The organism is Bacteroides sp. DH3716P (genome assembly GCF_025914115.1).
In the GTDB taxonomy this organism is placed as follows: Bacteria; Bacteroidota; Bacteroidia; order Bacteroidales; family Bacteroidaceae; genus Bacteroides; species Bacteroides ovatus.
Genome location: NZ_CP083673.1, coordinates 3,856,929 through 3,881,441, shown reverse-complemented (window position 1 = coordinate 3,881,441; position 24,513 = coordinate 3,856,929). Strand labels below are relative to the sequence as shown.

The 24,513-nt window shown below is 43.2% G+C and carries 17 protein-coding genes; 8 read left to right on the top strand and 9 right to left on the bottom strand.

Translation table 11 applies throughout. The annotated features are described in order from the left end of the window. Positions 1 to 5: 5 nt before the first annotated feature. Positions 6 to 644, bottom strand: a complete 639-nt coding sequence (locus KQP79_RS14560) for a hypothetical protein (RefSeq protein ID WP_004309825.1) — start codon at positions 642 to 644, stop codon at positions 6 to 8. A 140-nt stretch (positions 645 to 784) separates the two neighbouring features. Between KQP79_RS14560 and KQP79_RS14555 the strand changes: the two genes are divergently transcribed. Further along, positions 785 to 1,840: a DUF3810 domain-containing protein gene (locus KQP79_RS14555; protein WP_004304636.1), complete on the top strand. Its 1,056-nt coding sequence runs from the start codon at positions 785 to 787 to the stop codon at positions 1,838 to 1,840. 12 nt (positions 1,841 to 1,852) lie between these two features. Next, positions 1,853 to 2,641 carry a nucleoside triphosphate pyrophosphohydrolase gene (mazG, locus tag KQP79_RS14550; RefSeq protein ID WP_004304635.1) on the top strand — a complete coding sequence of 263 codons (789 nt, stop codon included), beginning with the start codon at positions 1,853 to 1,855 and terminating at the stop codon, positions 2,639 to 2,641. Between the two features lie 105 nt (positions 2,642 to 2,746). Here mazG and KQP79_RS14545 read toward each other — a convergent pair whose 3' ends face one another. The 6 genes from KQP79_RS14545 to rpsA all read right to left on the bottom strand — a co-directional run bounded on the left by KQP79_RS14545 (position 2,747) and on the right by rpsA (position 8,812). Further along, on the bottom strand, positions 2,747 to 3,214 hold the full coding sequence (locus tag KQP79_RS14545) for a hypothetical protein (RefSeq protein WP_004301847.1): 468 nt from the start codon (positions 3,212 to 3,214) through the stop codon (positions 2,747 to 2,749). Between the two features lie 27 nt (positions 3,215 to 3,241). Further along, positions 3,242 to 3,622, bottom strand: coding sequence for a hypothetical protein (locus KQP79_RS14540; RefSeq protein WP_004301846.1), 381 nt, complete (start codon positions 3,620 to 3,622; stop codon positions 3,242 to 3,244). 47 nt (positions 3,623 to 3,669) lie between these two features. After that, on the bottom strand, positions 3,670 to 4,221 hold the full coding sequence (locus KQP79_RS14535) for an RNA polymerase sigma factor (protein WP_004304634.1): 552 nt from the start codon (positions 4,219 to 4,221) through the stop codon (positions 3,670 to 3,672). A gap of 24 nt (positions 4,222 to 4,245) precedes the next feature. Next, positions 4,246 to 5,787: a L,D-transpeptidase family protein gene (locus KQP79_RS14530; protein ID WP_225483552.1), complete on the bottom strand. Its 1,542-nt coding sequence runs from the start codon at positions 5,785 to 5,787 to the stop codon at positions 4,246 to 4,248. Further along, positions 5,777 to 6,715, bottom strand: a complete 939-nt coding sequence (locus tag KQP79_RS14525; protein WP_008775508.1) for a ribonuclease Z — start codon at positions 6,713 to 6,715, stop codon at positions 5,777 to 5,779. Before KQP79_RS14525 ends, KQP79_RS14530 begins: the two co-directional genes overlap by 11 nt. A 294-nt stretch (positions 6,716 to 7,009) precedes the next feature. Further along, on the bottom strand, positions 7,010 to 8,812 hold the full coding sequence (rpsA, locus tag KQP79_RS14520) for a 30S ribosomal protein S1 (protein ID WP_004301842.1): 1,803 nt from the start codon (positions 8,810 to 8,812) through the stop codon (positions 7,010 to 7,012). 96 nt (positions 8,813 to 8,908) lie between these two features. Between rpsA and KQP79_RS14515 the strand changes: the two genes are divergently transcribed. Continuing rightward, positions 8,909 to 14,866, top strand: a complete 5,958-nt coding sequence (locus KQP79_RS14515) for a DUF3320 domain-containing protein (RefSeq protein WP_032855969.1) — start codon at positions 8,909 to 8,911, stop codon at positions 14,864 to 14,866. Between the two features lies 1 nt (position 14,867). Here the strand turns inward: KQP79_RS14515 and KQP79_RS14510 are convergent, their stop codons facing one another. Both KQP79_RS14510 and KQP79_RS14505 read right to left on the bottom strand, forming a co-directional pair. Next, positions 14,868 to 15,998 (bottom strand): retron St85 family RNA-directed DNA polymerase, encoded by a 1,131-nt coding sequence (locus KQP79_RS14510; protein WP_061448071.1) that lies wholly within the window; start codon positions 15,996 to 15,998, stop codon positions 14,868 to 14,870. 204 nt (positions 15,999 to 16,202) lie between these two features. After that, entirely contained in the window at positions 16,203 to 18,410 is a 2,208-nt protein-coding gene (locus KQP79_RS14505) for a DUF5686 family protein (protein ID WP_032843129.1), read from the bottom strand. A gap of 665 nt (positions 18,411 to 19,075) precedes the next feature. Here KQP79_RS14505 and KQP79_RS14500 point away from each other — a divergent pair. The 5 genes from KQP79_RS14500 (at position 19,076) to KQP79_RS14480 (ending at position 24,513) form a co-directional block, all read left to right on the top strand. Further along, positions 19,076 to 19,549, top strand: a complete 474-nt coding sequence (locus tag KQP79_RS14500) for a hypothetical protein (protein WP_004304628.1) — start codon at positions 19,076 to 19,078, stop codon at positions 19,547 to 19,549. Positions 19,550 to 19,688: 139 nt separating this feature from the next. Then, positions 19,689 to 21,878 carry a glutamine synthetase III gene (locus tag KQP79_RS14495; RefSeq protein WP_004301833.1) on the top strand — a complete coding sequence of 730 codons (2,190 nt, stop codon included), beginning with the start codon at positions 19,689 to 19,691 and terminating at the stop codon, positions 21,876 to 21,878. A gap of 116 nt (positions 21,879 to 21,994) precedes the next feature. After that, on the top strand, positions 21,995 to 22,696 hold the full coding sequence (locus KQP79_RS14490) for a Crp/Fnr family transcriptional regulator (RefSeq protein WP_004301832.1): 702 nt from the start codon (positions 21,995 to 21,997) through the stop codon (positions 22,694 to 22,696). Between the two features lie 34 nt (positions 22,697 to 22,730). Beyond that, entirely contained in the window at positions 22,731 to 23,285 is a 555-nt protein-coding gene (locus KQP79_RS14485) for an RNA polymerase sigma factor (RefSeq protein WP_004301831.1), read from the top strand. Positions 23,286 to 23,352: 67 nt separating this feature from the next. Next, positions 23,353 to 24,513, top strand: coding sequence for a FecR family protein (locus tag KQP79_RS14480; protein WP_004309834.1), 1,161 nt, complete (start codon positions 23,353 to 23,355; stop codon positions 24,511 to 24,513).

Genomic DNA, 24,513 nt, shown 5'->3' with positions numbered 1-24,513 from the left:
TAAATTCAAATCTTACCACCCTCGGGGTGTTTCTGTGCACGGAAAGAGAATTTATACCCCTCATAAAGAGCGAATCCGTAGAATAAAGCAGTCATTGACATCACATTTTCCAGCATAATAGAGAATATTTCTCCATAGTCCACACTTACCAGAACGTCGAAATAGGACATATCATAATCCTGGGAAATATACCCGATAATGGAAAAGAAATCACCCAGGACACAACTAATCAGGGATAATGCCGCACCGATAATTCCGAAAATGGGACGTATTCCTTTCCCTTTCCGCATGGCAAAGCCAACCATAAATCCGATAGCAATGGGCATAAATCCAATCTGACGACCCGTAGAAACAGATATCAGTCCCCATGCCACCGCACCCACAATACAGGCAGCGACTGCGTACAGTACTCCTTTGGAGAGATTCTCTTCGGCAAGCATTTCTTCTTCTGTCATAGATACCGGGAAGTCTTCCGGCTTGGGAGGGGCTAATCTTTCCAGCTCTTCATCTTTCTCAAAACTTTCACATTCTTCTTCAAAAGCAGGAAGTTCTCTGGTGCGCTTACAAACAAGACCTTTACCATTCACGAAATCACGTGATACGCAATTCCGGCAATACTTTTCAATTTCTTCTGATGTAGCCATCTTTTATCCGGTTTATGTTGAATGACTTTCCCTATTATACAAGTTATAAAGCCATTGTTAACAGATTTTTTGCAAATATAGAGGTATTTTTTCGCGCGACGTCTATTTAATGCATATTTTTGTTGACTGATATTAGACAAATGATGAAAAAGAAGCCAAATGTAAGATATTTAGCCTTAGGAGCAATCTTAATCCTGGTGTGGCTAACGCAATGGATTCCTGCTCTGGCAACAATCTATTCGCAAACAATCTACCCTTTTATCTCTTACGTTTTGTCGTTTTTTTCCAATTTATTTCCTTTTGCGATAGGAGACTTATTTATCTTCCTTAGTATCGCGGGCGTGATTATTTATCCTATTTATGCCCGTCTCCGCAAAAAGTTGCCTTGGAAGAAAGTTTTATTGCGCGACGGCGAATATCTGTTGTGGATTTATGTATGGTTCTATCTGGCTTGGGGACTGAATTATTCTCAAAAGAACTTTTACCAACGAACCGAAATCCCGTATACAGCCTACACTCCCGAAAATTTTCAGGAGTTCGTTGACGACTATATCACCCAATTAAATCGTTCGTACACCCCTGTAAATAGTATCAACCAGGATTTGATACGGGAAGAAACCGTACGAATCTATAATCAGTTAAGTGATAGCTTGGGCGTGCACCGACCTCCACACGATCATCCGAGAGTAAAGACCATGTTGTTTACTCCGTTCATTTCCATGGTAGGAGTAACCGGTAGCATGGGACCTTTCTTCTGCGAATTCACCCTTAACGGAGATTTGCTTCCCGCTAACTACCCCGCCACTTATGCTCATGAACTAGCCCACTTGTTAGGTATCACCAGCGAAGCGGAAGCCAATTTCTATGCCTATCAGGTTTGTACCCGTTCACAGGCAATGGGTATCCGTTTCTCCGGATATTTCTCTGTACTGGGGCATGTACTGGGGAATGCAAAAAGATTACTTTCAGAAGAAGAATATGCAAAACTCTTTCAACGCATCCGACCGGAAATTATTGAATTAGCCAAGAATAATCAAGCCTATTGGGCTGCCAAGTATAGCCCGGTAGTGGGAGCCGTACAGGATTGGATATACGATCTTTACCTGAAAGGAAACAAGATAGAAAGTGGCCGCCAGAACTACTCGGAAGTAGTAGGGTTATTGATTTCTTACCAGGAATGGAAAAAAATGAATTAAATAGATAGATTTATGTCACATACCAGACAAGAACAGATGGAAGCCTTTGGACGCTTCCTGGACATTCTCGACGAACTGCGTGTTAAATGTCCCTGGGACCGTAAACAGACGAATGAAAGTCTGCGTCCCAACACCATAGAAGAGACTTACGAACTTTGCGATGCCCTGATGAGGGATGACAAGAAAGAAATCTGCAAAGAGTTGGGAGACGTATTATTGCACGTCGCTTTCTATGCTAAGATAGGCTCGGAAACAGGAGATTTTGACATCAAAGATGTTTGCGACAAGCTGTGCGATAAGCTGATTTTCCGCCATCCGCATGTCTTCGGAGAGGTGAAAGCAGATACAGCCGGACAAGTTTCCGAGAACTGGGAACAGTTGAAACTTAAAGAGAAAGATGGAAATAAGAGTGTATTAAGCGGTGTGCCCGCTGCCCTGCCCTCGCTTATCAAGGCTTACCGTATTCAGGACAAAGCCCGCAATGTAGGTTTCGACTGGGAAGAACGGGAACAGGTTTGGGATAAAGTGAAAGAAGAAATAGGTGAGTTTCAGGAGGAAGTGGCCAACATGGATAAAGAGAAAGCGGAAGCTGAATTCGGCGACGTGATGTTCAGCCTCATCAATGCGGCACGCCTTTATAAAATCAATCCCGATAATGCACTAGAACTTACCAACCAGAAGTTTATCCGCCGTTTCAATTATCTGGAAGAGCACACCATCAAGGAAGGAAAAAGTCTGAAAGATATGTCTCTCGAAGAGATGGATGCCATTTGGAATGAAGCAAAGAAAAAAGGACTGTAACTTCCTTACCGACATAAAAAAACAGAGGCTCTATTCCCACCGGACAGAGCCTCCATTTTACTCAAACAGAGCGTCTGTTCATACGAATCGGACGCTCTGTTTTCTTTATTTCTTCTTTGAATCGTCTCCCTTGTCTTTGCTACGATTCATACCTTTTATCATTTCGCGGTGAAAACGCATCTCTGCACGTTGCACGAGAAAAATCTTCTTGCTTGAAAGAATCTTTTTAAACTTACCCAAATAAGTTTTATCAAGCTGGTCGGCAGCAATACGGTTGTTGGCTACCTTCTCATTGATTTCTGCATATTGAGCTTCCGTCGTTTTATCATCCTTGCCTTTGCGCATCAAATCCCATGACTCATCATTCAGTTTCTTCTTTTTATCCTGGAGTTCAAAATAAACGGGAAAGAACTTGGCTGCTTCTTCTTTATTCAATCCAGCCTGTTCGATAATGAAAGCTTTTTGTTTTGCCCTGAACTCCTCCCGGGATAAATGCTGATCACATCCATCAGCAGCCCAAAGAACAGGCATAAAGCCACATAACAAAACGACCAATGCGATAAGTTTTCTCATTTTCTGTATTCAATCAGTTTTTATAAATCATTCTACACTTGCATCACTCAAATAAACATATAACGAATAATCATCCAGCATGGCACGATCCACTGCTACATCAATCATTTCGTCAGATACGACTACTTCAGTATCCACTTCTGTCACCGCTACATCATCTGCTGCAGCAGGTTTATGATCTGTTGACGCTACCCGGATAATCAAGGCCGCCCCTACGAACATAGCTGCCATATAGAGCAATGGTTTCAGTCTTGTCCATGTGCTGACAGGTTCTTCCTTAAAAGCAACTTTCTCTTTTTCAGGAAGTTTATTCATTACCTCCGAAGTCAGGTTCTCAAAGTAACCATCGGGCACTTTGAAGGAATTTTCCTTTCCAAGCTTCTTCAATAAAATATCTTCTTCTTTCATACGTTTTTCTCCTCTCTTTTCATTAGACAGTGTCTCATTTAAAAGGTTTAATCTATTTCTTCTAAAAACTTCTCAATTTTCTTCACCGCATGATGATAAGATGCTTTCAGTGCACCGACCGACGTGCCGAAGATCTCCGACATCTCTTCGTACTTCATTTCCTGATAGTATTTCAGGTTGAACACCATACGCTGCTTTTCGGGCAAAGTCTGCAAGGCTTTTTGCAAGCACATCTGTATCTTGTCGCCCGAAAAGTAGGCGTCACTTTCCAGCTTTTGCACAACTACTGCTTCGGGATCGTCAATATCCACGGTAGTCATGGCACGCTGCTTATTCAGAAAGGTAAGACACTCATTCAGCGCGATGCGATAGAGCCAGGTCGACAGCTTCGCCTCGGCACGGAAATAATCGATATTCGTCCATGCCTTGATGAAAGTGTTTTGCAGGAGATCGTTCGCATCCTCATGCGACAGTACCATCCGGCGGATTTGCCAATACAATTGCTCGCTATACTGCCCCACAATCATTTCAAATCCTTTCCGCTGTGTACTCTCCTCCTGAAGGAGTTTCAGAACTTCGCGTTCGTTATAAGGAATCATAATCTCTCGTATCTGTATGTTTATTTATGGTTTCAAATTCAGGTTATTCATCGCCTCTAGTAAGGACGGATCATATTTATAAATGTCCTCACAATACCTCAAATTATTATCGGCAGACAGATAAACCGTCTGATAATCTATAAATAAAGGTATATATTGTTCCAAACTATAATGTTTCAATTCACGATAAGCCGCACTGATGGGCAGCTTCTTTCCCTCTTCACTCACCGGCTTGATATCCATTGCAATACGAATACGGTCTTCCAACAATTCTTCCGGCTCTTTCAACAGGAAGAACGCGAAGTCGAGTGCTTTTTGAAGACGGACGCAACCGTGGCTCACCGCACGATTATTCCGTGTAAAAGCCCACCGTGACGGAGTGTCATGCAGATATACGGAATGAGGATTGGGAAAACGGAAGATGATACGTCCCAAGGAGTTCCCTGTTTTATTGTCCTGCTTCACCGTATAAGGTACGCCACTTCCTGCATACTTCGCCCATTTAATACTGTGGGGATCTACCTGAAATCCATTCTTATCGTATACCTTCATGCGGTTACGGGTAAAATACGTCGTATCTCTGCGGTAAGTAGGAATGATCTCTTTCCGAATTATGCTTTGAGGCACATTCCAGTAAGGATTCAGTTCCATATAATAAATCCTGCTTGACAATAGAGGAGTTTTATTCTTCACAGTCCCTACACAAATACGCATCTCCAGGATAGAGTCTGTTTCTTCGTTGACGGCTTGCAACATAAATGCCGCCACATTAGCTATCACATATTTTCGTCCTTTATCCAATGCATATTGCCAACGTGCCCGCTCCATGTTTACCAATAGGCGGTCGCGATAATAATCCGTAGTATCTGTCACTCCCCAGCCATTCACACGAACCAGCTCTTCCTGCATCTTATGATAAAGCGGGGAAGCGGGTTGCGCCCGGTGAAAAGCGGCGTTAGGATTTGCACGCAAAGAGTCGAGAGCGGCCATTGCAAACTTCACGTCACATTGTTTTAAAGGAATGTGGTCGATCGAATCATTCCATCTGCGCTCCGGAGGCAAGAATCCGAATTTCAATTGACACACATACGAAAGATAGGCGGCTGTTAACTGATACTCCACGTCTGCCAGCAGACGGTTCATCGTTTTCCCTTCACGCAGTTTCAAGGTTCGTATCTGTTGCAATTCCTCACGGATGCTATCGACAGGATACAGATTCGGATTAACTCCATGTTGTGAAATGTTTCCTAACCAGAATAACATCGAGTCTGCCACCTGTACGGCAGGTTTATCGGATATGAGAGAATCGTTCAGCCAAAAGAATTCATCCTTTTCCTGATAATGTGCCAGCAAAACCGAATCCCAGGGAGTTACCGGATTTTCGTTCAGGCAAATACGAATCATCTGATGAATGCTGTCTGCATTTATTTGATAAGCAGGATGGAACAGTTCCTGGAGGGAAGACAAAGAATCCGGTATCGGAGATTGAGGTTTCTCTTTTTTACAGGCTGCCAAGCAACCGAAGAGCAGGATGATTACTCCCCAAAGCAGTCGACTACTTTTCATAGACAGTCCCTCCATCAACGTCAATACACAAATTTTCTTTCGCTAAAATGGTTTGTGGAAAAATGGCGGACGCTTCATGAAGTAAGACAGATTCATCTTCATAACGGGCGGAAAAATGTCCGATCACCAGTTGTCTCACATTGGCATCCAAAGCAAGCTGCGCAGCTTGTGCAGCAGTGGTATGATAAGTTTCCTTGGCGCGTGCCTGCTCGGTCTGTGCAAAGGTGGCCTCATGGAAAAGCAAATCTACATTTTTAATTTGTTCAGCAAGGGACGGACGATAGATTGTATCGGAACAATAAGCATATTTACGCGCCGGAGCCGAAGGGCGGGTTAAACGTAAATTGGGTATTACTTCTCCCTCGGGAGTTACAAAATCCGCTCCGTTCTTGATGCGGTTCAGTTCATAGACCGGGACTTTATAAAAGTCTACCATGTCTCTGATGATATGATTAGGACGCTGTTTTTCTTCAAAAAGGAAACCACAACAGGGAATTCGATGTTTTAAAGGGATTGTGGTTACAGTCACCGAACGGTCATCGTAAATGAGCATCGGTTCTTTCGTTTCGAATTCATGGAAGAACACCTTATAAGTCAAAGTCTTGCAAAAGAAAGCAAGCATCGGCGCAAACAACTCTTCCAGTCCTCTTGGAGAATGAATATGTAAATCAGCAGTTCTCCCTAATAATCCGAATGTAGAGATCAGTCCCAACAATCCGAAACAATGGTCACCATGTAGATGAGAGATGAAGATATGATTTAATCGGGAAAATTTCAGTCGCGAGCGGCGTAATTGCATCTGTGCTCCCTCGCCACAATCAATCATAAATAGTTTTTCACGCAAGTTTACGACTTGAGAGGTCGCAAAATGTCGCGTAGTAGGCAAAGCAGAACCGCATCCCAATATATGTAACTCAAATTTTTCCATGGTATGCAAAGATAGGACATTTCACATTTAATCTTGCAAAGGAAAAGGAAATATTTCACCCCAGGGTTACACAGATTAATACAGATTTTGATAATTTATTTTTAGACATAAGAACAAAAGAACATAAAGGCAGCGCTTTGAAAATTATTTCTGTTGCTTATTGAACTGCTATTTTATTCTTTTGTTCTTATGTCTGAATTAAATTCCCTCTTATCTTCATTTCTTAAATCTGTGGTGAATAAAAAAAGCGCCCCCAAACGGGAGCGCCTTTCATTGGAAAATATTCTATTCAGATTATTTCTTTCCTTCCAACTGTTCTTTCAATGCAGCAAGAGCGTCAATATCGCCCAGCGTAGTTGAAGCAGCCTGGTTCTGGATCATCGGAGAATCTTCTCTCTTGTTGCTAGAAGATGACTTCTTAGCACCAGAAGCAGCTTTCTTTTCTGCTCTTTCTTCAGCCTTAGCTACATCTTCGAAGATACGGCTGTGAGACAGGATGATTCTCTTAGCGTCTTTGTTGAACTCGATCACTTTGAATTCAAGTTTCTCATCCAACTGTGCTTGTGAACCGTCTTCTTTTACAAGGTGTTTCGGAGTTGCGAAACCTTCTACACCGTAAGGAAGAGCTACAACAGCACCCTTATCCAACATTTCGATGATTGTACCTTCGTGTACAGAACCTACAGTGAACACAGTTTCGAATACATCCCAAGGATTTTCTTCGAGTTGTTTGTGACCAAGGCTCAAACGACGGTTTTCTTTGTCGATTTCCAATACCTGAACTTCGATGTCAGCACCAATCTGAGTAAATTCTGATGGGTGTTTTACTTTCTTAGTCCAAGAAAGGTCAGAGATGTGGATCAAGCCGTCAACACCTTCTTCGATTTCTACGAATACACCGAAGTTAGTGAAGTTACGTACTTTTGCAGTATGCTTAGAACCTACAGGATACTTTTCTTCGATAGTTTCCCATGGATCTTGTTTCAGTTGTTTGATACCCAGAGACATCTTACGTTCTTCACGATCAAGTGTCAGCACAACAGCTTCTACTTCGTCGCCTACCTTCATGAAATCTTGTGCAGAACGCAGGTGTTGGCTCCAAGACATTTCTGAAACGTGGATCAAACCTTCTACGCCCGGAGCGATTTCGATGAATGCACCGTAGTCAGCCATAACGACCACTTTACCTTTCACCTTGTCACCAACCTTCAAGTCAGTATCAAGCGCATCCCATGGGTGCGGAGTCAGTTGTTTCAAGCCAAGAGCGATACGTTTCTTTTCGTCATCGAAGTCAAGGATAACAACGTTGAGTTTCTGATCCAGTTCAACCACTTCTTTCGGATCGCTAACACGTCCCCAAGAAAGGTCAGTGATGTGGATCAAACCGTCTACGCCACCAAGGTCGATGAATACACCGTAAGAGGTGATATTTTTAACAGTTCCTTCAAGAACTTGTCCTTTTTCAAGTTTACCGATAATTTCTTTCTTCTGTTGTTCCAGTTCAGCTTCGATAAGAGCCTTGTGAGATACAACAACGTTTTTGAATTCCTGGTTGATTTTAACCACTTTGAATTCCATTGTTTTGCCAACGAATACATCATAGTCGCGGATCGGTTTAACGTCGATCTGAGAACCCGGCAAGAATGCTTCGATTCCGAATACGTCTACGATCATACCACCCTTAGTGCGGCACTTGATGTAACCCTTGATAATTTCTTCATTTTCCAGAGCAGCGTTAACGCGATCCCAAGAACGAGTAGCGCGAGCTTTTCTGTGTGACAGAACGAGCTGTCCTTTTTTGTCTTCCTGATTTTCGATGTATACTTCTACTGTATCACCGATCTTCAGATCCGGATTGTAACGGAACTCATTCAATGGGATGATACCGTCTGATTTGTAACCGATGTTCACAACTACTTCACGCTTGTTCATTGCGATTACGGTTCCGTCAACAACCTCACGGTCGTTCACTTTGTTAAGCGTACCGTCGTAAGCTTTTTCCAGTTCATCGTGGCTAACGTTGGTTACTGTTTCGCCATTTTCATAAGCATCCCAGTTGAAATCTTCAATAGGAGCTACGTTCTTTAAGTTTTCCATTAATAAATAAATTGTTTAATACTTTAATTAAATAAGACATTATATTATCTATAAATCGGGCGCAAAGGTAGGAATATTTTCTTGATTGACAAAAGAATGGCAGAAGAAAAGAGAATTATATCCGTATTTTTTGTAATATTGCAATCTTTAATTTATACAGTTTTTGCCATGGACGAGAGATTGGACAAAGTCAAGGTGCAATGCGACTATTTACCGCTTATTAATTTTGCGATACAACAAAACGGTGCATCAATCATTCATCAGCTTTCTATTGAGAATACAACGCCTGCCCCGCTGAAGGACATTCAGGTACAAATCACGACAGAACCGACTTTCGGAAACGCCGCTCCGATAGCTGTGGCACAAATTCCGCCCAATGAATCGATATGCCTGTCGTCATTCAATCTCACTTTGTCCGCCAACTATTTCACACAGCTGACCGAACGTTTATCCGGCAATCTGAAAATTGAAATTACTTCCGAAGCAGAATCCGTATTCTGCCAAACCTACCCTATCGACATTCTGGCATACGACCAATGGGGAGGGCTCAATGTATTGCCCGAAATGCTGGCCGCTTTCATCACCCCCAATCATACAGCCATTGTGCCAATCATCAAGAGAGCCGCTTCCATCCTGGGACAATGGACTGATAATCCGTCCCTCGACGAATATCAAAGCCGCACTCCGGACCGGGTAAGGAAACAGATGGCCGCCATCTACACGGCTATCACGGAACAACAGATTATATACAGCACCATCCCCGCCAGCTTCGAGGAATATGGGCAACGTGTACGGCTAGCCGACTCCGTAATGGCACAAAAACTGGGAACCTGTCTGGATATGGCCTTGCTCTATGCTTCCTGCCTGGAAGCAATCGGTCTGAATGCACTCATTATCATCACTCAAGGGCATACTTTTGCGGGAGCCTGGCTAGTGCCGGAGACTTTTCCGGATCCTACCATTGACGATGTTTCCCTGTTAACCAAACGGACAGCCGAAGGAATATACGACATTACTTTAGTTGAAACGACCTGCATGAACATGGGACATTCGTCCGATTTCGACAATGCAGTGAAGAAAGCGAACGGAAAGCTGACGGATGGAAACAGTTTCATTCTTGCCATAGATGTGAAAAGAGCGAGACATTCGGGCATCCGCCCCATCCCCCAACGTACTCTGCACGGGCAGGTATGGGGAGTAGAAGAAAAGGAGACCGACATTCAAAGAAGTGCCGTTCATGCCACTCCGCAAAGTATCAATCCGTATGATTTATCGGGCAATGAAACCCAGGCCGTGATTACCAAACAACTGTTATGGGAAAGACGGTTGCTGGATTTAAGCCTGCGCAACAACCTGCTGAATATCCGGATTACCAAAAACACGCTCCAACTCATCCCGGCTAATCTATCCTGTCTGGAAGATGCATTGGCCGACGGAGAAGAATTCCGCATCCTCCACCGCCCTGCCGATTGGGAAAGTCCGGCGATGGATTTCGGGATTTATTCCTCCATACCGGAGTCTGATCCCATGGTTGGTTTCATCAACTCGGAACTTTCACAGAAAAGGTTACGTTTCTATCTGCCCGAAAACGATTTAGGTAAGGCACTGACTCACTTATACCGCTCTTCGCGTACTTCTATCGAAGAGAATGGAGCCAACACACTCTATCTGGCTCTCGGACTTTTGAAATGGTACGAGACACCTTCCAGCGAACGCCCCCGATATGCCCCCATCTTGCTATTACCGGTTGAAATTATCCGTAAATCGGCAGCCAAAGGTTACGTAATCCGCTCCCGGGAAGAGGAAACGATGATGAATATCACCTTATTGGAAATGCTTCGCCAAAACTTCGGAATCTCCATATCAGGATTGGACCCGTTGCCTACCGACGAAAGCGGTGTAAACGTCAAACTGATCTATTCCATTATCCGCAACAGCATCAAGAACCAGCGTAAATGGGACGTGGAAGAGCAAGCGATTCTGGGTATCTTCTCTTTCAACAAGTTCATTATGTGGAATGACATTCACAACAATGCCAACAAACTGGTTCAGAACAAGATTGTGTCCAGCCTCATCAACGGAAAGATAGAGTGGGAAGCCGCCACAGAGGAAATAGATGCAACGGATATGGACAAACAAGTGTCGCCCGCAGACATTGTATTACCCATCATCGCCGATTCTTCGCAACTGGAAGCCATCTACGAAGCCGTACACGACAAGACTTTCATCCTGCACGGGCCTCCGGGAACAGGAAAATCGCAAACGATTACCAATATTATCGCCAACGCGCTTTACAAAGGAAAACGTGTTTTATTTGTAGCGGAAAAGATGGCCGCCCTCTCCGTTGTGCAAAACAGATTGGCAGCTATCGGGCTGGCTCCGTTCTGTCTGGAAATTCATTCCAACAAGACAAAGAAATCCGCCGTTATCTCTCAACTAAAAGAAACCACGGAAATTATCAGGCAGACACCTCCCGAAGAATTCAGAAAGGAAGCGGAACGCCTGCTGAATTTACGAGCGGAATTGAATCAATATATCGAAGCCCTGCATAAAGAATACCCGTTCGGAGTTTCATTATATGACGCCATTATTCATTATCAATCCGTGGACGTCGAATCTTGTTTTGATATTCCACAAGCTTATCTGGATACATTAGATAAAGACACATTTGCCCAATGGGAAGATGCCATCGAGCTGCTAGTCCGGACGGCCAATGCGTGTGGACATCCTTACCAGCATCCATTAACCGGTATCTCGATTACCGAATATTCATCAGCCGTTAAGGAGGGATCCTCCCAACTGCTCACCGGATTTATCGACCTGTTGACCACCATCCGGCAGAAGCTGGATGTATTCTCCATACTTCTAAAAGATACGGATATACACCCTACACGCAAGGATTTCCAGACAATCTCCCACATCATCCGGAGAATACTCGACATTCCAGAACTGACTCCCGGATTGCTGACTTTGCCATTGCTCAACGAAACACTGAATGAATACCGGGAAGTAGTGGTTCACGGACGGAAACGGGATGAACAAAGGAAAGAGATAGAAACCGGATTCACCCAAGAAATCCTGTCCATCAACGCAAAGCAGATGTTAGCCGAATGGAACCGGGTATCCGATCAATGGTTCCTTCCCAGATATTTCGGACAACGGAAAATCAGAAAGGCAATCAACGTATATGCTTTAAAAACGATTGAAACAGAAGACATCAAACCTCTGCTCCACCGCATTATCCGGTATCAGGAAGAAGCAGAAGCCGTCCGGAAATACATCGGGCAACTTCCCTCCCTATTCGGACGCCCCGGCAAGAACGAGGATTGGAACACCATTGAGCAGATAATCGACGACATGACTTCCCTTCATTCGCATTTGTTGAACTACGCAAAAGACATTGCCAAAGTTTCGCAAATCAAGCAGAATTTGTCCGCACAACTCACTGAAGGAATTCAAACATTCAGAGACATCCATGCTCATTCTTTCAATGAACTGTATCAGCTCGCAGATACACTCACAGCCACCGAAAAGAAATTGTCCGGCATGCTGGGTATCTCGATCGAAGAACTTTATACCGATTCAGCCGACTGGATAACGATTGCCTTGTCAAAAGCCCGAACCTGGAAAGAGAACCTCGACAAGCTCAAGGACTGGTATCAGTGGCTACAAGCCTACCAAACCCTGCATAGTCTGGGAATAGGATTTATCGCGACGGAATATAAAGAAAAGAATATTCCTACCAGCCAACTTACAGACAGCTTCCGCAAGAGTTTCTATCAGGCAGCTATCCGGTATATCATTGCCAAAGAGCCGACTCTGGAATTATTCAACGGTAAGATATTCAATGACATCATTGCTAAATACAAACAAATATCCGCCAAATTCGAAGAAACGACGCAAAGAGAATTATTTGCCCGGTTGGCCTCCAACATTCCGTCTTTCACTCACGAGGCCATCCAAAGTTCCGAAGTGGGTATCCTTCAAAAGAATATCCGCAACAATGCCCGCGGCATATCTATTCGCAAGCTATTCGACCAAATTCCCACTTTGTTGTCGCGCATGTGCCCATGTATGCTGATGAGTCCTCTTTCCGTCGCTCAATTCATCGATACGGACGCTGATAAATTTGATTTGATTGTCTTTGATGAAGCCTCACAGATGCCTACTTATGAAGCGGTGGGCGCCATTGCACGGGGTAAAAACGTCATTATCGTAGGCGACCCGAAACAAATGCCTCCTACCAGTTTCTTCTCGGTCAACACCATTGATGAAGACAACATTGAAATGGAAGATTTGGAGAGTATCCTTGACGACTGTCTCGCTCTGTCTATCCCTTCCAAATATTTATTATGGCACTACCGAAGCAAACATGAGAGCCTCATCGCTTTCAGCAACTCCGAATATTACGATAACAAACTGATGACTTTCCCCTCACCGGACAACATTGAATCGAAAGTCAGGATAGTCAACATCAACGGTTACTATGATAAAGGCAAGTCGCGCCAGAACCGGGCGGAAGCTCAAGCTGTGGTGGACGAAATAGCCAGAAGATTGAGAAGCGAGGAATTAAGAAAGAAAAGTATCGGTGTAGTCACTTTCAGCATTGTCCAACAAGCCTTGATAGAAGACTTATTATCCGACCTTTTTATCTTTTACCCCGAACTGGAAACTCTTGCGCTGGAATGCGACGAACCGTTATTTATCAAGAACCTGGAGAATGTGCAGGGAGACGAACGCGATGTTATTCTCTTCTCTGTGGGCTATGGCCCGGATGCAGAAGGGCGCGTCAGCATGAATTTCGGACCACTGAACCGGGCAGGCGGCGAAAGAAGATTGAATGTAGCCGTTTCCCGTGCCCGGTATGAGATGATTATCTATTCCACCCTAAGGTCGGATATGATCGACCTGAACCGGACTTCTTCTATTGGAGTAGCCGGACTAAAACGTTTCCTCGAATATGCGGAGAAGGGAACCCGGAGCACCATCAGCAGTGTGCCAAGACAACTGTCGGAAGCAACAGCCTCCATCGAAACGATCATTGCCGACAGACTGCGCTCATTGGGTTACACCGTGCATACAGACATTGGTTGCTCCGGATACAAAATAGACATAGGTATCGTCGACACCGAAAATACCTCTAACTATCAGTTAGGTATTATCTGCGACGGCAAAAACTACAAACGTACCAAGACCGCACGTGACCGGGAAATTGTGCAGAATAATGTATTGAAAGCACTCGGATGGGACATCTACCGGATATGGACAATGGACTGGTGGGAAAAGCCGGACGAAGTAATGGCAACTATCCAAGAGGCTATCGCCCGGAAAAAGAATTCAAAGGTCGGTTCAATGACAGCAGCCGAAATCAATTCTACTCCGACAGAAGTGGCAGCACCTGCACCGACGGCACAGATAACCAACAATGAAATTTCATTTGTACTCAAGGCATCGCCTGTTGCTCCTGAAAAGCAAGCAGCTTCCGTTCTTTCTACTCAAAACCGGATAGAACAAAAGTACAAGTTTGCAAAGATCACCCCATACAGTTATTCACCGGAAGACTTTTTCTTTACGGACAGTTACGCTATCCTCCTCTCCCAAATACGGAAGATTATGGAAAGCGAGGCGCCAATCAGTAAATCCCTGCTCTGTAAGAAAATCCTGTCCGAATGGGGAATCAGCCGCTTGGGAACACGGGTAGAGGCACAGATAGAAACAGCACTCGACACATTGAATATCTATCGCACAGAATACGAAGGACTTGTCTTCTGCTGGAACGACAAAGAGCAATGCGCTTCCTATTCAATCTATCGCCCGGTTTCCGACCGGGAAGCGACAGACATACCACCTGAAGAAATAGCCAATGCCATCCGGCAACTATTGACCGACTCCATCAGCCTGCCTGCGGCAGATTTGATAAAAGCATGCGCACAACAGTTCGGCTTTGCCCGTATGGGATCGAACATAGACGCTGCCATGCAAAGAGGTATTCGCGAAGCTGTGAAAAGGAATTACGCCAAGATAGAAAATGAACGGGTAACGATTGCCAATTAGATTAATACCCTTTCTCCAAACATTTCAAACGGTTAATAGAATCGGATACATACGCATTGTCCGGTTCTATTGACCGCCAATAACAAAGTTCTCCAATCAGCCGTTTCAGATAAACAGGATCACTCGAGCCAATCTGGCACTGATGTTCCGCCAAGCCTTTCGTCAGGATAAAATAGACATTCTTCCGGATCTCTCTCTTTCTGGCTTTAGGGATTGTCAGTTTCGCACCGGAAGAAACAGATACTCCTGTAATAATCTTCCTGCCATACTCATTGATAAAACGGGTCTTCTTATGATTCGGTTCGAATTTCTCATCACGGATGATCTGTTTGATCCGGGGAATGATTTGTTCTTTGGGGAACACATCTCCCGAAAAAGTCAGGTCGTCGGCATAGCGGGTATAAGTCAGTCCGTATTCCGCTGCCAGTGCAGCCAATTTCTTGTCCATCTCATACCCCACGATATTGCTTAACGCCGGACTTGTAGGTGCTCCCTGCGGCAAGTGCCTGTACAAGCAGCACAACACTCCCAATACTTTAGACACATTTTCCGGATAACCAATCTTCTCAAATGTCTTTTTCACCCTCCGGCTCCGTATCGAAAAGAAAAAATCATGAATATCCATTTTCAAGATATACCGTTTTCCCAGATGGGGACTGGCATTATCAACCACAGAATGACCGCTCCGGAAACCTACTGCCGCCGGATGAATCATTGTCACAGATGATAATATTCGAGAATTAATAGTGGTTTGAATAGATTGTAATTCTTTGTCAGGAGCAGAAATCATCCGATAACCTCCCTTTCTTTTTCTCATCCAGAACTCCCGGTAATGTTCGGAAACATCCCGTAGAATTTCCTTCAACCGTGCCGTTTCCACTCCCAACAAGTTGGCACACCAAACAACAGCCGATTCATCAAACTTTTGAACATACTGCGCTCTCGGAACAGTTCCCCCCAAAGCATGCCTAAGCCAGGCTCCGTGTTCCCATTTTACCTTAGTAGTCTTTTCTTCCTTACCACTGCTTGTTGCTTTCCATCTTTTATACCCCTCCTGTTTCCTGCTTGAGGAAATCATCTTATAAACCAGGAAAGCGGTGATAACAATGATCGTTATTAAAATTCCGTCCATTTTGTATATGCATATAAAAAAGAGAGAAGAGAGGATGAGTTATTACTAAAATAAATTTAGGTATTTATACCTTAGAATTTATTTTCTAGGAAAATACCTGTGCTTATGAGGCGACTACACCTCTTTGATGCTAAATTTTGCCCTCATCCTCTCTTATACAAAGATAAGTAAAATCTTTCGATAAAACAACCGGAACGAAGAAAACTATCGGTTGAACAACTCAAACGTGAACTTACAGCCTATTCCTCCGAATTTCCAATTTTCGCTGCTCACAAAAACTCCTACGTCAAAAATATGCGTACCGATGCCATATCCTACTTCCAGATAAGGTTGAAGGTGCGGCATAGAGAGGGCACTGATATAAATACGTTCATTCTGCACATAACGGGTGTACTTCATCAGATGCCGGAGAATAAGGAACGGAGCTTCGTAGGTGAAATGCCCCCGTACATAACGGCGGGAGGAATTATACCAACGTGAGTCAAGCACCTGAAATACTCCGCCGATTTCATCATTCCAACCTACGGGAAGATTATGGCGGGAGAAATTGGCAAAGTCCACAAAATACAACTCATCCTGATTGGTGAATGCTCCGAATCCGAAACGATAATAAATATTACGCATCAATCCCAACCGGATTTGATGCTGAAGGTCAAACTCTATTCTTTCATATTCACCCGTACTCTTGAACACTCCTTTAATACCTCGTTCATAATCGACCGAGAAAGTCGGGTATAAAGAATGGAGGTTAATCTTTCGCTTTCCGTTCATATAATAATAGAGTCCCGGAGTCCACTCTATCCGGATGCGGGGAGCGAAACTGATATAAGTGTTCTTGAATTTATCCATAAATTCCGGGGGCGGCATCGGATAATCGCCAGTGATTACAAAGCGGGAAGGCTCTACCGCTGTTCTTTTATGGGCCGAGAACCCCAGACCGATATCCAGTCCGTTGACTACTTCAACGGTATGACGGAAGTTAAAATACAAGTCCTTGAAATAATCGAGATGAATTAAATCGAAATTGAAGATACTGTCCGGCATAGCTTTCAGTTCGTCCAGCACTTTACTACTATAAATACGGTTACCGTTACCCACATTCAACCGGAAGAATCCCCGCTTCTGCGGCCAGTATTCAAAATCGGCATTCAATGACCAGTAGAATTCCTTACGCGTAAAGTTGTATCCGAGTTTAGGCACAATGCGAAGTAATTTATCCCCTCTGAAAAGACGGTTATAACGAAAATCCTGTCGATAAGACAAACCGTTGCTTCCACTATAACTGAATAAGAGCGGATTGATAAACGGAGAAAATCGCACACTTCCGATATTGGACAAATTGAATTTATAATCTTCTACCATCAAATCACCCATCGTTCCCCAAAAGGCCTGACTCTTGGACGGCTTTTCTACCGTTGTCGTGTCACGTCTAAGCGTATAGTCATGATATAGTTTTTTCTCACTTTCATTCAAAGGAATCGGCCGCATGATAGCAAAGGTAGAGGCGTCCGTCTTATAAGCGTTCGTGTCACACTGTAAAGAGAAAGATTCCGAAAGATTATATTTTCTCTTCTCTTTCTTGCGCACCTTTTTTTCTTTCAGTTCGATGGATTTATAATCTAAAGAAGCGGTGTAATTACCATCCACCTTATTTCCGAGAAATTTGAAAAGAGCTTCTACGTCATAACGCACCGGCAGGAATTCATTTTTCTTGCCTACATCTCCCATCTGAATCCAACAGGTAAATGTTATCAGCTCCGATCTTCCCGAAAAACGAATTTCACGAACACTCCAAACGTTACTGCTGACCACCATATAGCCACCCACCAACTGATCGCTCTTAGTGCGGGGGATAAAGCGAACCCGATAATCCAGATTGTTAGGATCTCCCATCACGCTGTCTATCCGGTATTTATAATATTTCTGTCCGTTTTTGGCCAGTGGTGACAATAAGCGTTCATCATTCAATAAAGAAGAAGAGTAGATATTTACATTAAAGTACTCGAGCAATCCAGGCAATCCCCTATTTCCTCTCACAGTTCCCTGGGAAGCCTTTACTTTCTGATCGTAAATATTGGGAGCCGTATAATGAAGATCACTATATGTTTCAAGCAGATATTCGCGAACACCCTTTTGCAAACGAAACATAGAAGGTACATAACGGAGAATAAAATTCTTCTTCTGAATGTCCATCTTACCTTTTATATATAGGTTCGCGCGATAATCACTGACTATCGTTTCATACAAAGGTGCAAAAGTCATCACACGTTCTATAATGGAGTCAGCAGAGATTTCCTGATGGGTATAAGGATTCATTATATAATTATTGGCTGTCCCCTTTGGTATAAAAGAGAACAGACACAATATGCATCCTATCAATATTTTATCTCTCAATCGTCGTATCTCCTTCATTAACGTAGGCAAATATAAAAAAGAATATCGAAAAGCAAGAGAAGTTGGACACTAAAAAGAGTTATCAGAAGAAAACCTTCACATTATTCAAAATAACATGGAGATGAACTAAATCTTTGGCGCGGTTGTCTCGAAATAAATGCAGGAAGCTCTGCATATTCTGCTATTCTCTTCATATATAAAAAACGAAAATCCTCTTTCAACCTATCACCACCTTTCTAAAACTCTTTATTCATCGCACTTACAGAGCGGTGATAGGTTGAAAGAGGAATTAATAAAACCTGTATGGAAGAAGTTATAATATGAAGGGGATTTCAACAATAATGGGAAAAATACAAAGTTCCAATATCTGTAAATATAAGAGCCCCCTGAAAACATATTAATGACTAAATCAACCCTTCTATCTTTTTATTTATCACTTTATTCTTGACAAAGAAGAAAATTGTCGTATCTTTGCGATACTCTTCATATCAACCAGGCAGGGAACCTGCCTCGTTTCGTGGCAGGCATTTTTATGCCTGTCCTGATGCTTCATATGGCGGTTTCGTACCCCCGTGTGGAGTGTTAATGCACCCACTGCCTGGTTGGTGAAGAGTAACGGGAAAGGCGGAACCGCTCTTATTTCATAGAAAATCTTCGCCTACCACCTTATTCATAATTATATTATGGAAACAAAACAAGTTACCGTTCAACCAGCGGTGGGAGGCATGATAAAGGCTTCCAAAGATTCATTTGTTATTCCTAAAGAAGAATTAAAGGATTTCTACCTTAAATTCGCTTTCCTCCTGAACCCGGATTCCTGCTCCATAAACCGCACCGAATTCGAACTTTTAAACATTCTGCTGAAAGACCTGAAAAAAATCCTGGCAGCATTGACTCACCTCAACACCCATCCTTGGGATGAAGGCATTGCAGAAATCCAAATTTCATGCGGTGTTTACTCCCTACAAGACAACTTGAGCAAAAAAGAGCGTATGCAGATGAACACCTCTATGGGTAAACACCTACAATTTCTTACCCAAATGGCTGTGAACAGCCCAGTGTTCAAACTGTTATTCAAGAACTATCACAACCATTATATCCAAGTGGAAAGTTTGGTTAAACAGATGGCTAAAGAAATCAACGAACAGCAACAATAAGAATAGAAGTTGGAGAATCAACAGAGGGGGTACTTTTAGAAAAACACATTATTTTTCAAAATACCCCCTCTAAAATAGGGGTACTTTCAGAAAAAACATATAATTTTGCGCCATCAACCGATAAAAAAATAGACCATTTATGTCAAAAATGCGTTTTTTTGCCTTACAAGAGCTTTCCAACCGGAAACCTCTGGAAGTTATTGCCCCTTCCAACAAACTCTCTGATTATTATGGTAGCCACGTGTTCGACCGCAAGAAGATGCAGGAGTATCTTCCCAAAGAAGCTTACAAAGCTGTAACCGACGCTATCGAAAAAGGTACGCCTATCAGCCGTGAAATAGCAGATTTAATTGCTAACGGTATGAAAAGTTGGGCTAAGTCACTCAACGTCACTCACTACACACACTGGTTCCAGCCTCTGACAGACGGAACAGCCGAAAAGCATGACGGCTTTATCGAATTCGGCGAAGATGGCGGAGTGATTGAACGCTTCTCCGGAAAACTACTGATCCAGCAAGAGCCGGATGCTTCTTCTTTCCCTAACGGCGGCATCCGCAACACTTTCGAAGCACGAGGATATACAGCCTGGGATGTTTCTTCACCGGCATTCGTAGTAGATACCACTCTTTGTATCCCCACTATCTTCATTTCTTATACAGGTGAAGCGTTGGATTACAAAACTCCATTGTTGAAAGCACTTGCCGCTGTAGATAAAGCAGCAACGGAAGTCTGTCAGCTATTCGACAAGAACATCACACGCGTATATACCAATTTAGGATGGGAACAGGAATATTTCCTTGTAGACTCCTCCTTATATAATGCACGCCCCGACCTCTGCCTGACAGGACGGACACTGATGGGGCACTCTTCTGCCAAAGACCAACAGTTGGAGGATCATTATTTCGGCTCTATCCCTCCACGTGTCACTGCATTTATGAAAGAACTCGAAATCGAGTGTCACAAACTCGGTATTCCTGCCAAAACCCGTCATAACGAAGTAGCTCCCAACCAATTTGAGTTGGCCCCTATTTTCGAAAACTGTAACCTTGCCAACGATCACAACCAGCTCGTCATGGATTTGATGAAGCGTATCGCCAGGAAGCATCATTTTAATGTACTCCTGCACGAAAAGCCATATAGCGGAGTAAACGGTTCGGGCAAGCACAACAACTGGTCACTCTGCACAGATACCGGTATCAATCTGTTCGCTCCCGGAAAGAATCCGAAAGGCAATATGCTATTCCTCACATTTCTGGTAAACGCCTTAATGATGGTTTATAAAAACCAGGATTTATTGCGTGCCTCCATCATGAGCGCCAGCAACAGCTATCGTTTGGGAGCCAATGAAGCTCCTCCCGCCATCCTCTCTTGCTTTCTGGGTTCACAACTCTCGTCTACTCTCGACGAAATTGTCCGCCAGGTAGGAAATGAGAAAATGACGCCGGAAGAAAAAACCACACTGAAGTTAGGCATCGGACGTATCCCCGAAATTTTACTGGATACCACCGACCGCAACCGTACTTCTCCTTTCGCATTCACCGGAAACCGTTTCGAATTCCGCGCCGCAGGTTCTTCTTCCAACTGTGCTGCCTCTATGATTGCAATCAATGCGGCCATGGCAAACCAGCTGAACGAATTCCGGGCATCGGTAGAAAAGCTGATGGAAGAAGGAGTTGGCAAAGACGAAGCTATCTTCCGCCTGCTGAAAGAAACAATTATCGCCTCCGAGCCGATTCGTTTCGAAGGGGACGGTTATTCCGAAGAATGGAAACAAGAAGCTGCACGCCGCGGACTGACTAATATCTGCCACGTACCGGAAGCCCTGATGCACTATATTGATAACCAATCCAAATCAGTACTTATCGGCGAACGTATCTTCAACGAGACCGAATTGAACAGCCGTCTGGAAGTGGAACTGGAGAAATACACCATGAAGGTGCAAATCGAAGGCCGTGTATTGGGCGACCTCGCCATCAATCACATCGTACCAACTGCCGTTGCCTATCAGAACCGTTTGCTCGAAAATCTTCGCGGACTGAAAGAAATATTCCCGGCTGAAGAATATGAAGTATTAAGTGCCGACCGTAAAGAACTGATTCGTGAGATTTCACACCGGGTCACTTCTATCAAAGTACTCGTGCGCGACATGACCGAAGCAAGAAAAGTAGCCAACCACATGGAAAACTACAAAGAAAGGGCATTCGCATACGAAGAAAAAGTACGCCCGTATCTTGACCAAATCCGCGACCACATCGACCACCTGGAGATGGAAGTGGATGACGAAATATGGCCGTTGCCTAAATATAGAGAACTGTTGTTTACCAAATAAAATGTCTGCAAGATTGCACGAAAGCTCCCACTTTTGTGCAATCTTTTTATAGATTCGTTCATTTTCTCATTTTTTCTTTTTACTTTTGTGCTGTATAACACAGTTTTGTAGCACTCATGGTAAAAATGAATATGTCAGACATCGATATTTCGGAACCATTATCCGATATGTTAGCTCCTCTAAACAATGAGCAAAAGGAGTTTCTGATGAATAATTATACGATACAAACCTACAAAAAGAATGAAACCATCTACTGTGAAGGAGAAACGCCACATCATCTGATGTGTCTCATCAGTGGAAAAGTGAAAATCTTCAAAGATGGTGTGGGGGGTAGAAGTCAAATTATCCGCATGATTAAACCACGCGAATACTTTGCATATCGTGCTTATTTTGCCAAACAAGATTTTGTAACTGCCGCAGCAGCTTTCGAACCTTCCGTTGTTTGCCTGATTCCTATGAGTGCCATCACTACGCTGGTTGCCCAAAATAATGACTTGGCCATGTTCTTTATCCGCCAACTTTCCATTGACTTGGGTATCTCTGACGAACGTACCGTTAATCTGACACAAAAACATATTCGCGGACGCTTGGCCGAATCACTCATCTTCCTGAAAGAAAGTTATGGACTGGAAGAAGACGGTTCTACGTTGAGCATTTATCTTTCACGTGAAGATCTGGCAAATCTTTCCAATATGACTACTTCGAACGCTATCCGTACCTTGTCGCAATTCGCTACGGAAAGACTGATTACTATCGACGGAAGAAAAATCAAAATCATCGAAGAAGAAAAGCTGAAGAAAATAAGCAAGATTGGGTAAGAGAGTTTCTGCACCAATCGTTCCACCCTAAATAGTGAACATACATATAGAAAATATAATTGCAGACATAAAACGTGGCAACAAACAGGCTTTCAAAAAGCTATTTGATGACTACTATCCTATTCTTTGCGTGTTCGCATCCCACTATATTGAAGACAAAGAAGTTTGCAAAGACATCGCACAAGATGTATTGTTAGCTTATTGGGAACGGAAAGAAGATTTTGACGACATTTTGAAAGTAAAAAGCTTCCTTTATACCGTCACCCGAAATAAATGTCTGAATCACTTAAAACATGAGCAATTAGATATTCCCTATTTTTCTGGACAGGAAGAGTTCGATAGTGGCTTCGAAGCTGCCATTATCGAACAGGAAACATTCCACATGGTTCGCAAAGCGGTAGAAGAATTGCCTACCCAAATGCGAAATATCATCTTATATTCTATGAAAGGGTTAAAAAACCATGAGATTGCTGACAAATTGCAAATTTCAGAAGGCACTGTCCATACGTTAAAGAAATTCGCCTATCGCAAACTTCGCGAAAGTCTCAAAGGCATAAATTACACCTTATTACTATTTTTATGCAAATAAAGTAACTTTTTGATTACCCCGTTTTTTCGATTGGATTGTTTTACTTATATAACAAATCGAAAAAACGATGAATTCATTTAAAGAAAAATTTAAAATTGCAAAAATCTTAGCTTCCTTATTTACTCATTCGTCTACCCCCGAAGAGGAAAAGAACTATCGTGCATGGTTGGATGAAAACCCGGAACATCAAAAGATAGCCGACCGGATATTAAATAAGGAAACGTATGAAGAAAACAGCCGGTTAATAAAAAGCTTCTCTTCACAAAAAGCGTGGGAGAAAGTCTATCCGTTATTAGGAGGCAATCAATCGGGTACTGTTTTTTCGTGGAAAAAGAGTCTGAAATATGCAGCTCTCATCTTATTGTTATTAGTACCTGCTTCTTACTTTATCTATCATTGGATATCCGAAGAAACGATTAGCGACATCACTCCGGGAACCCTTGGCGGGGAACTGATCTTGAGTGACGGCAAATCTTTCAATCTTTCCGACAATAATTTTCCGGAGAATGCGGTCAGAGCATTTGTGATCGATTCGAAAGGGATTAACTATCAGATTCCCGCCAACAAACCGCAAGTAAAAGAAATCCAAAACACACTACGCACATTGCAGGGGATGGAATGCCTTATCACGCTTTCCGACGGCACAAGGGTACATCTCAATGCGGAAACCCGGCTGACTTATCCGGTTTGTTTCAGTAGTAAAGAACGTATTGTGCAAATTGAAGGGGAGGCTTATTTTGATGTTGCCCCGGACAAGGAGCATCCGTTTATCGTAAAAACATCGCATACATCTATCCGGGTGACGGGAACGTCGTTCAACGTAAGAGCCTACGCTGATGAAGATACGGAAAGTACGACCTTAATCAGTGGAACAGTAAGAATCAACAGTAGAAATGAAGAATTCGAATTAGTTCCCAACCAGCACTATACATATAATAAAAATACCGGTACAAATACCGTCGCCAACGTAAACACTGATTTGTATACATCTTGGGAATCCGGATCATTTATCTTTTTAAATGTCCCTCTTGAGAATGTGATGTCATACCTGTCCAAATGGTATGGATTCCAATATTCTTTTGAAGACGAAGCAGCCAAACAGGTGCGTATCGGAGCTTACCTTAACCGCTACGCCAACATGAACCCGATTATCGACATGATTACAGAATTAAATCTGGTCAATATCAAACAACGGGAGGGCATCCTGCACATTTCCTACAAACAGTAA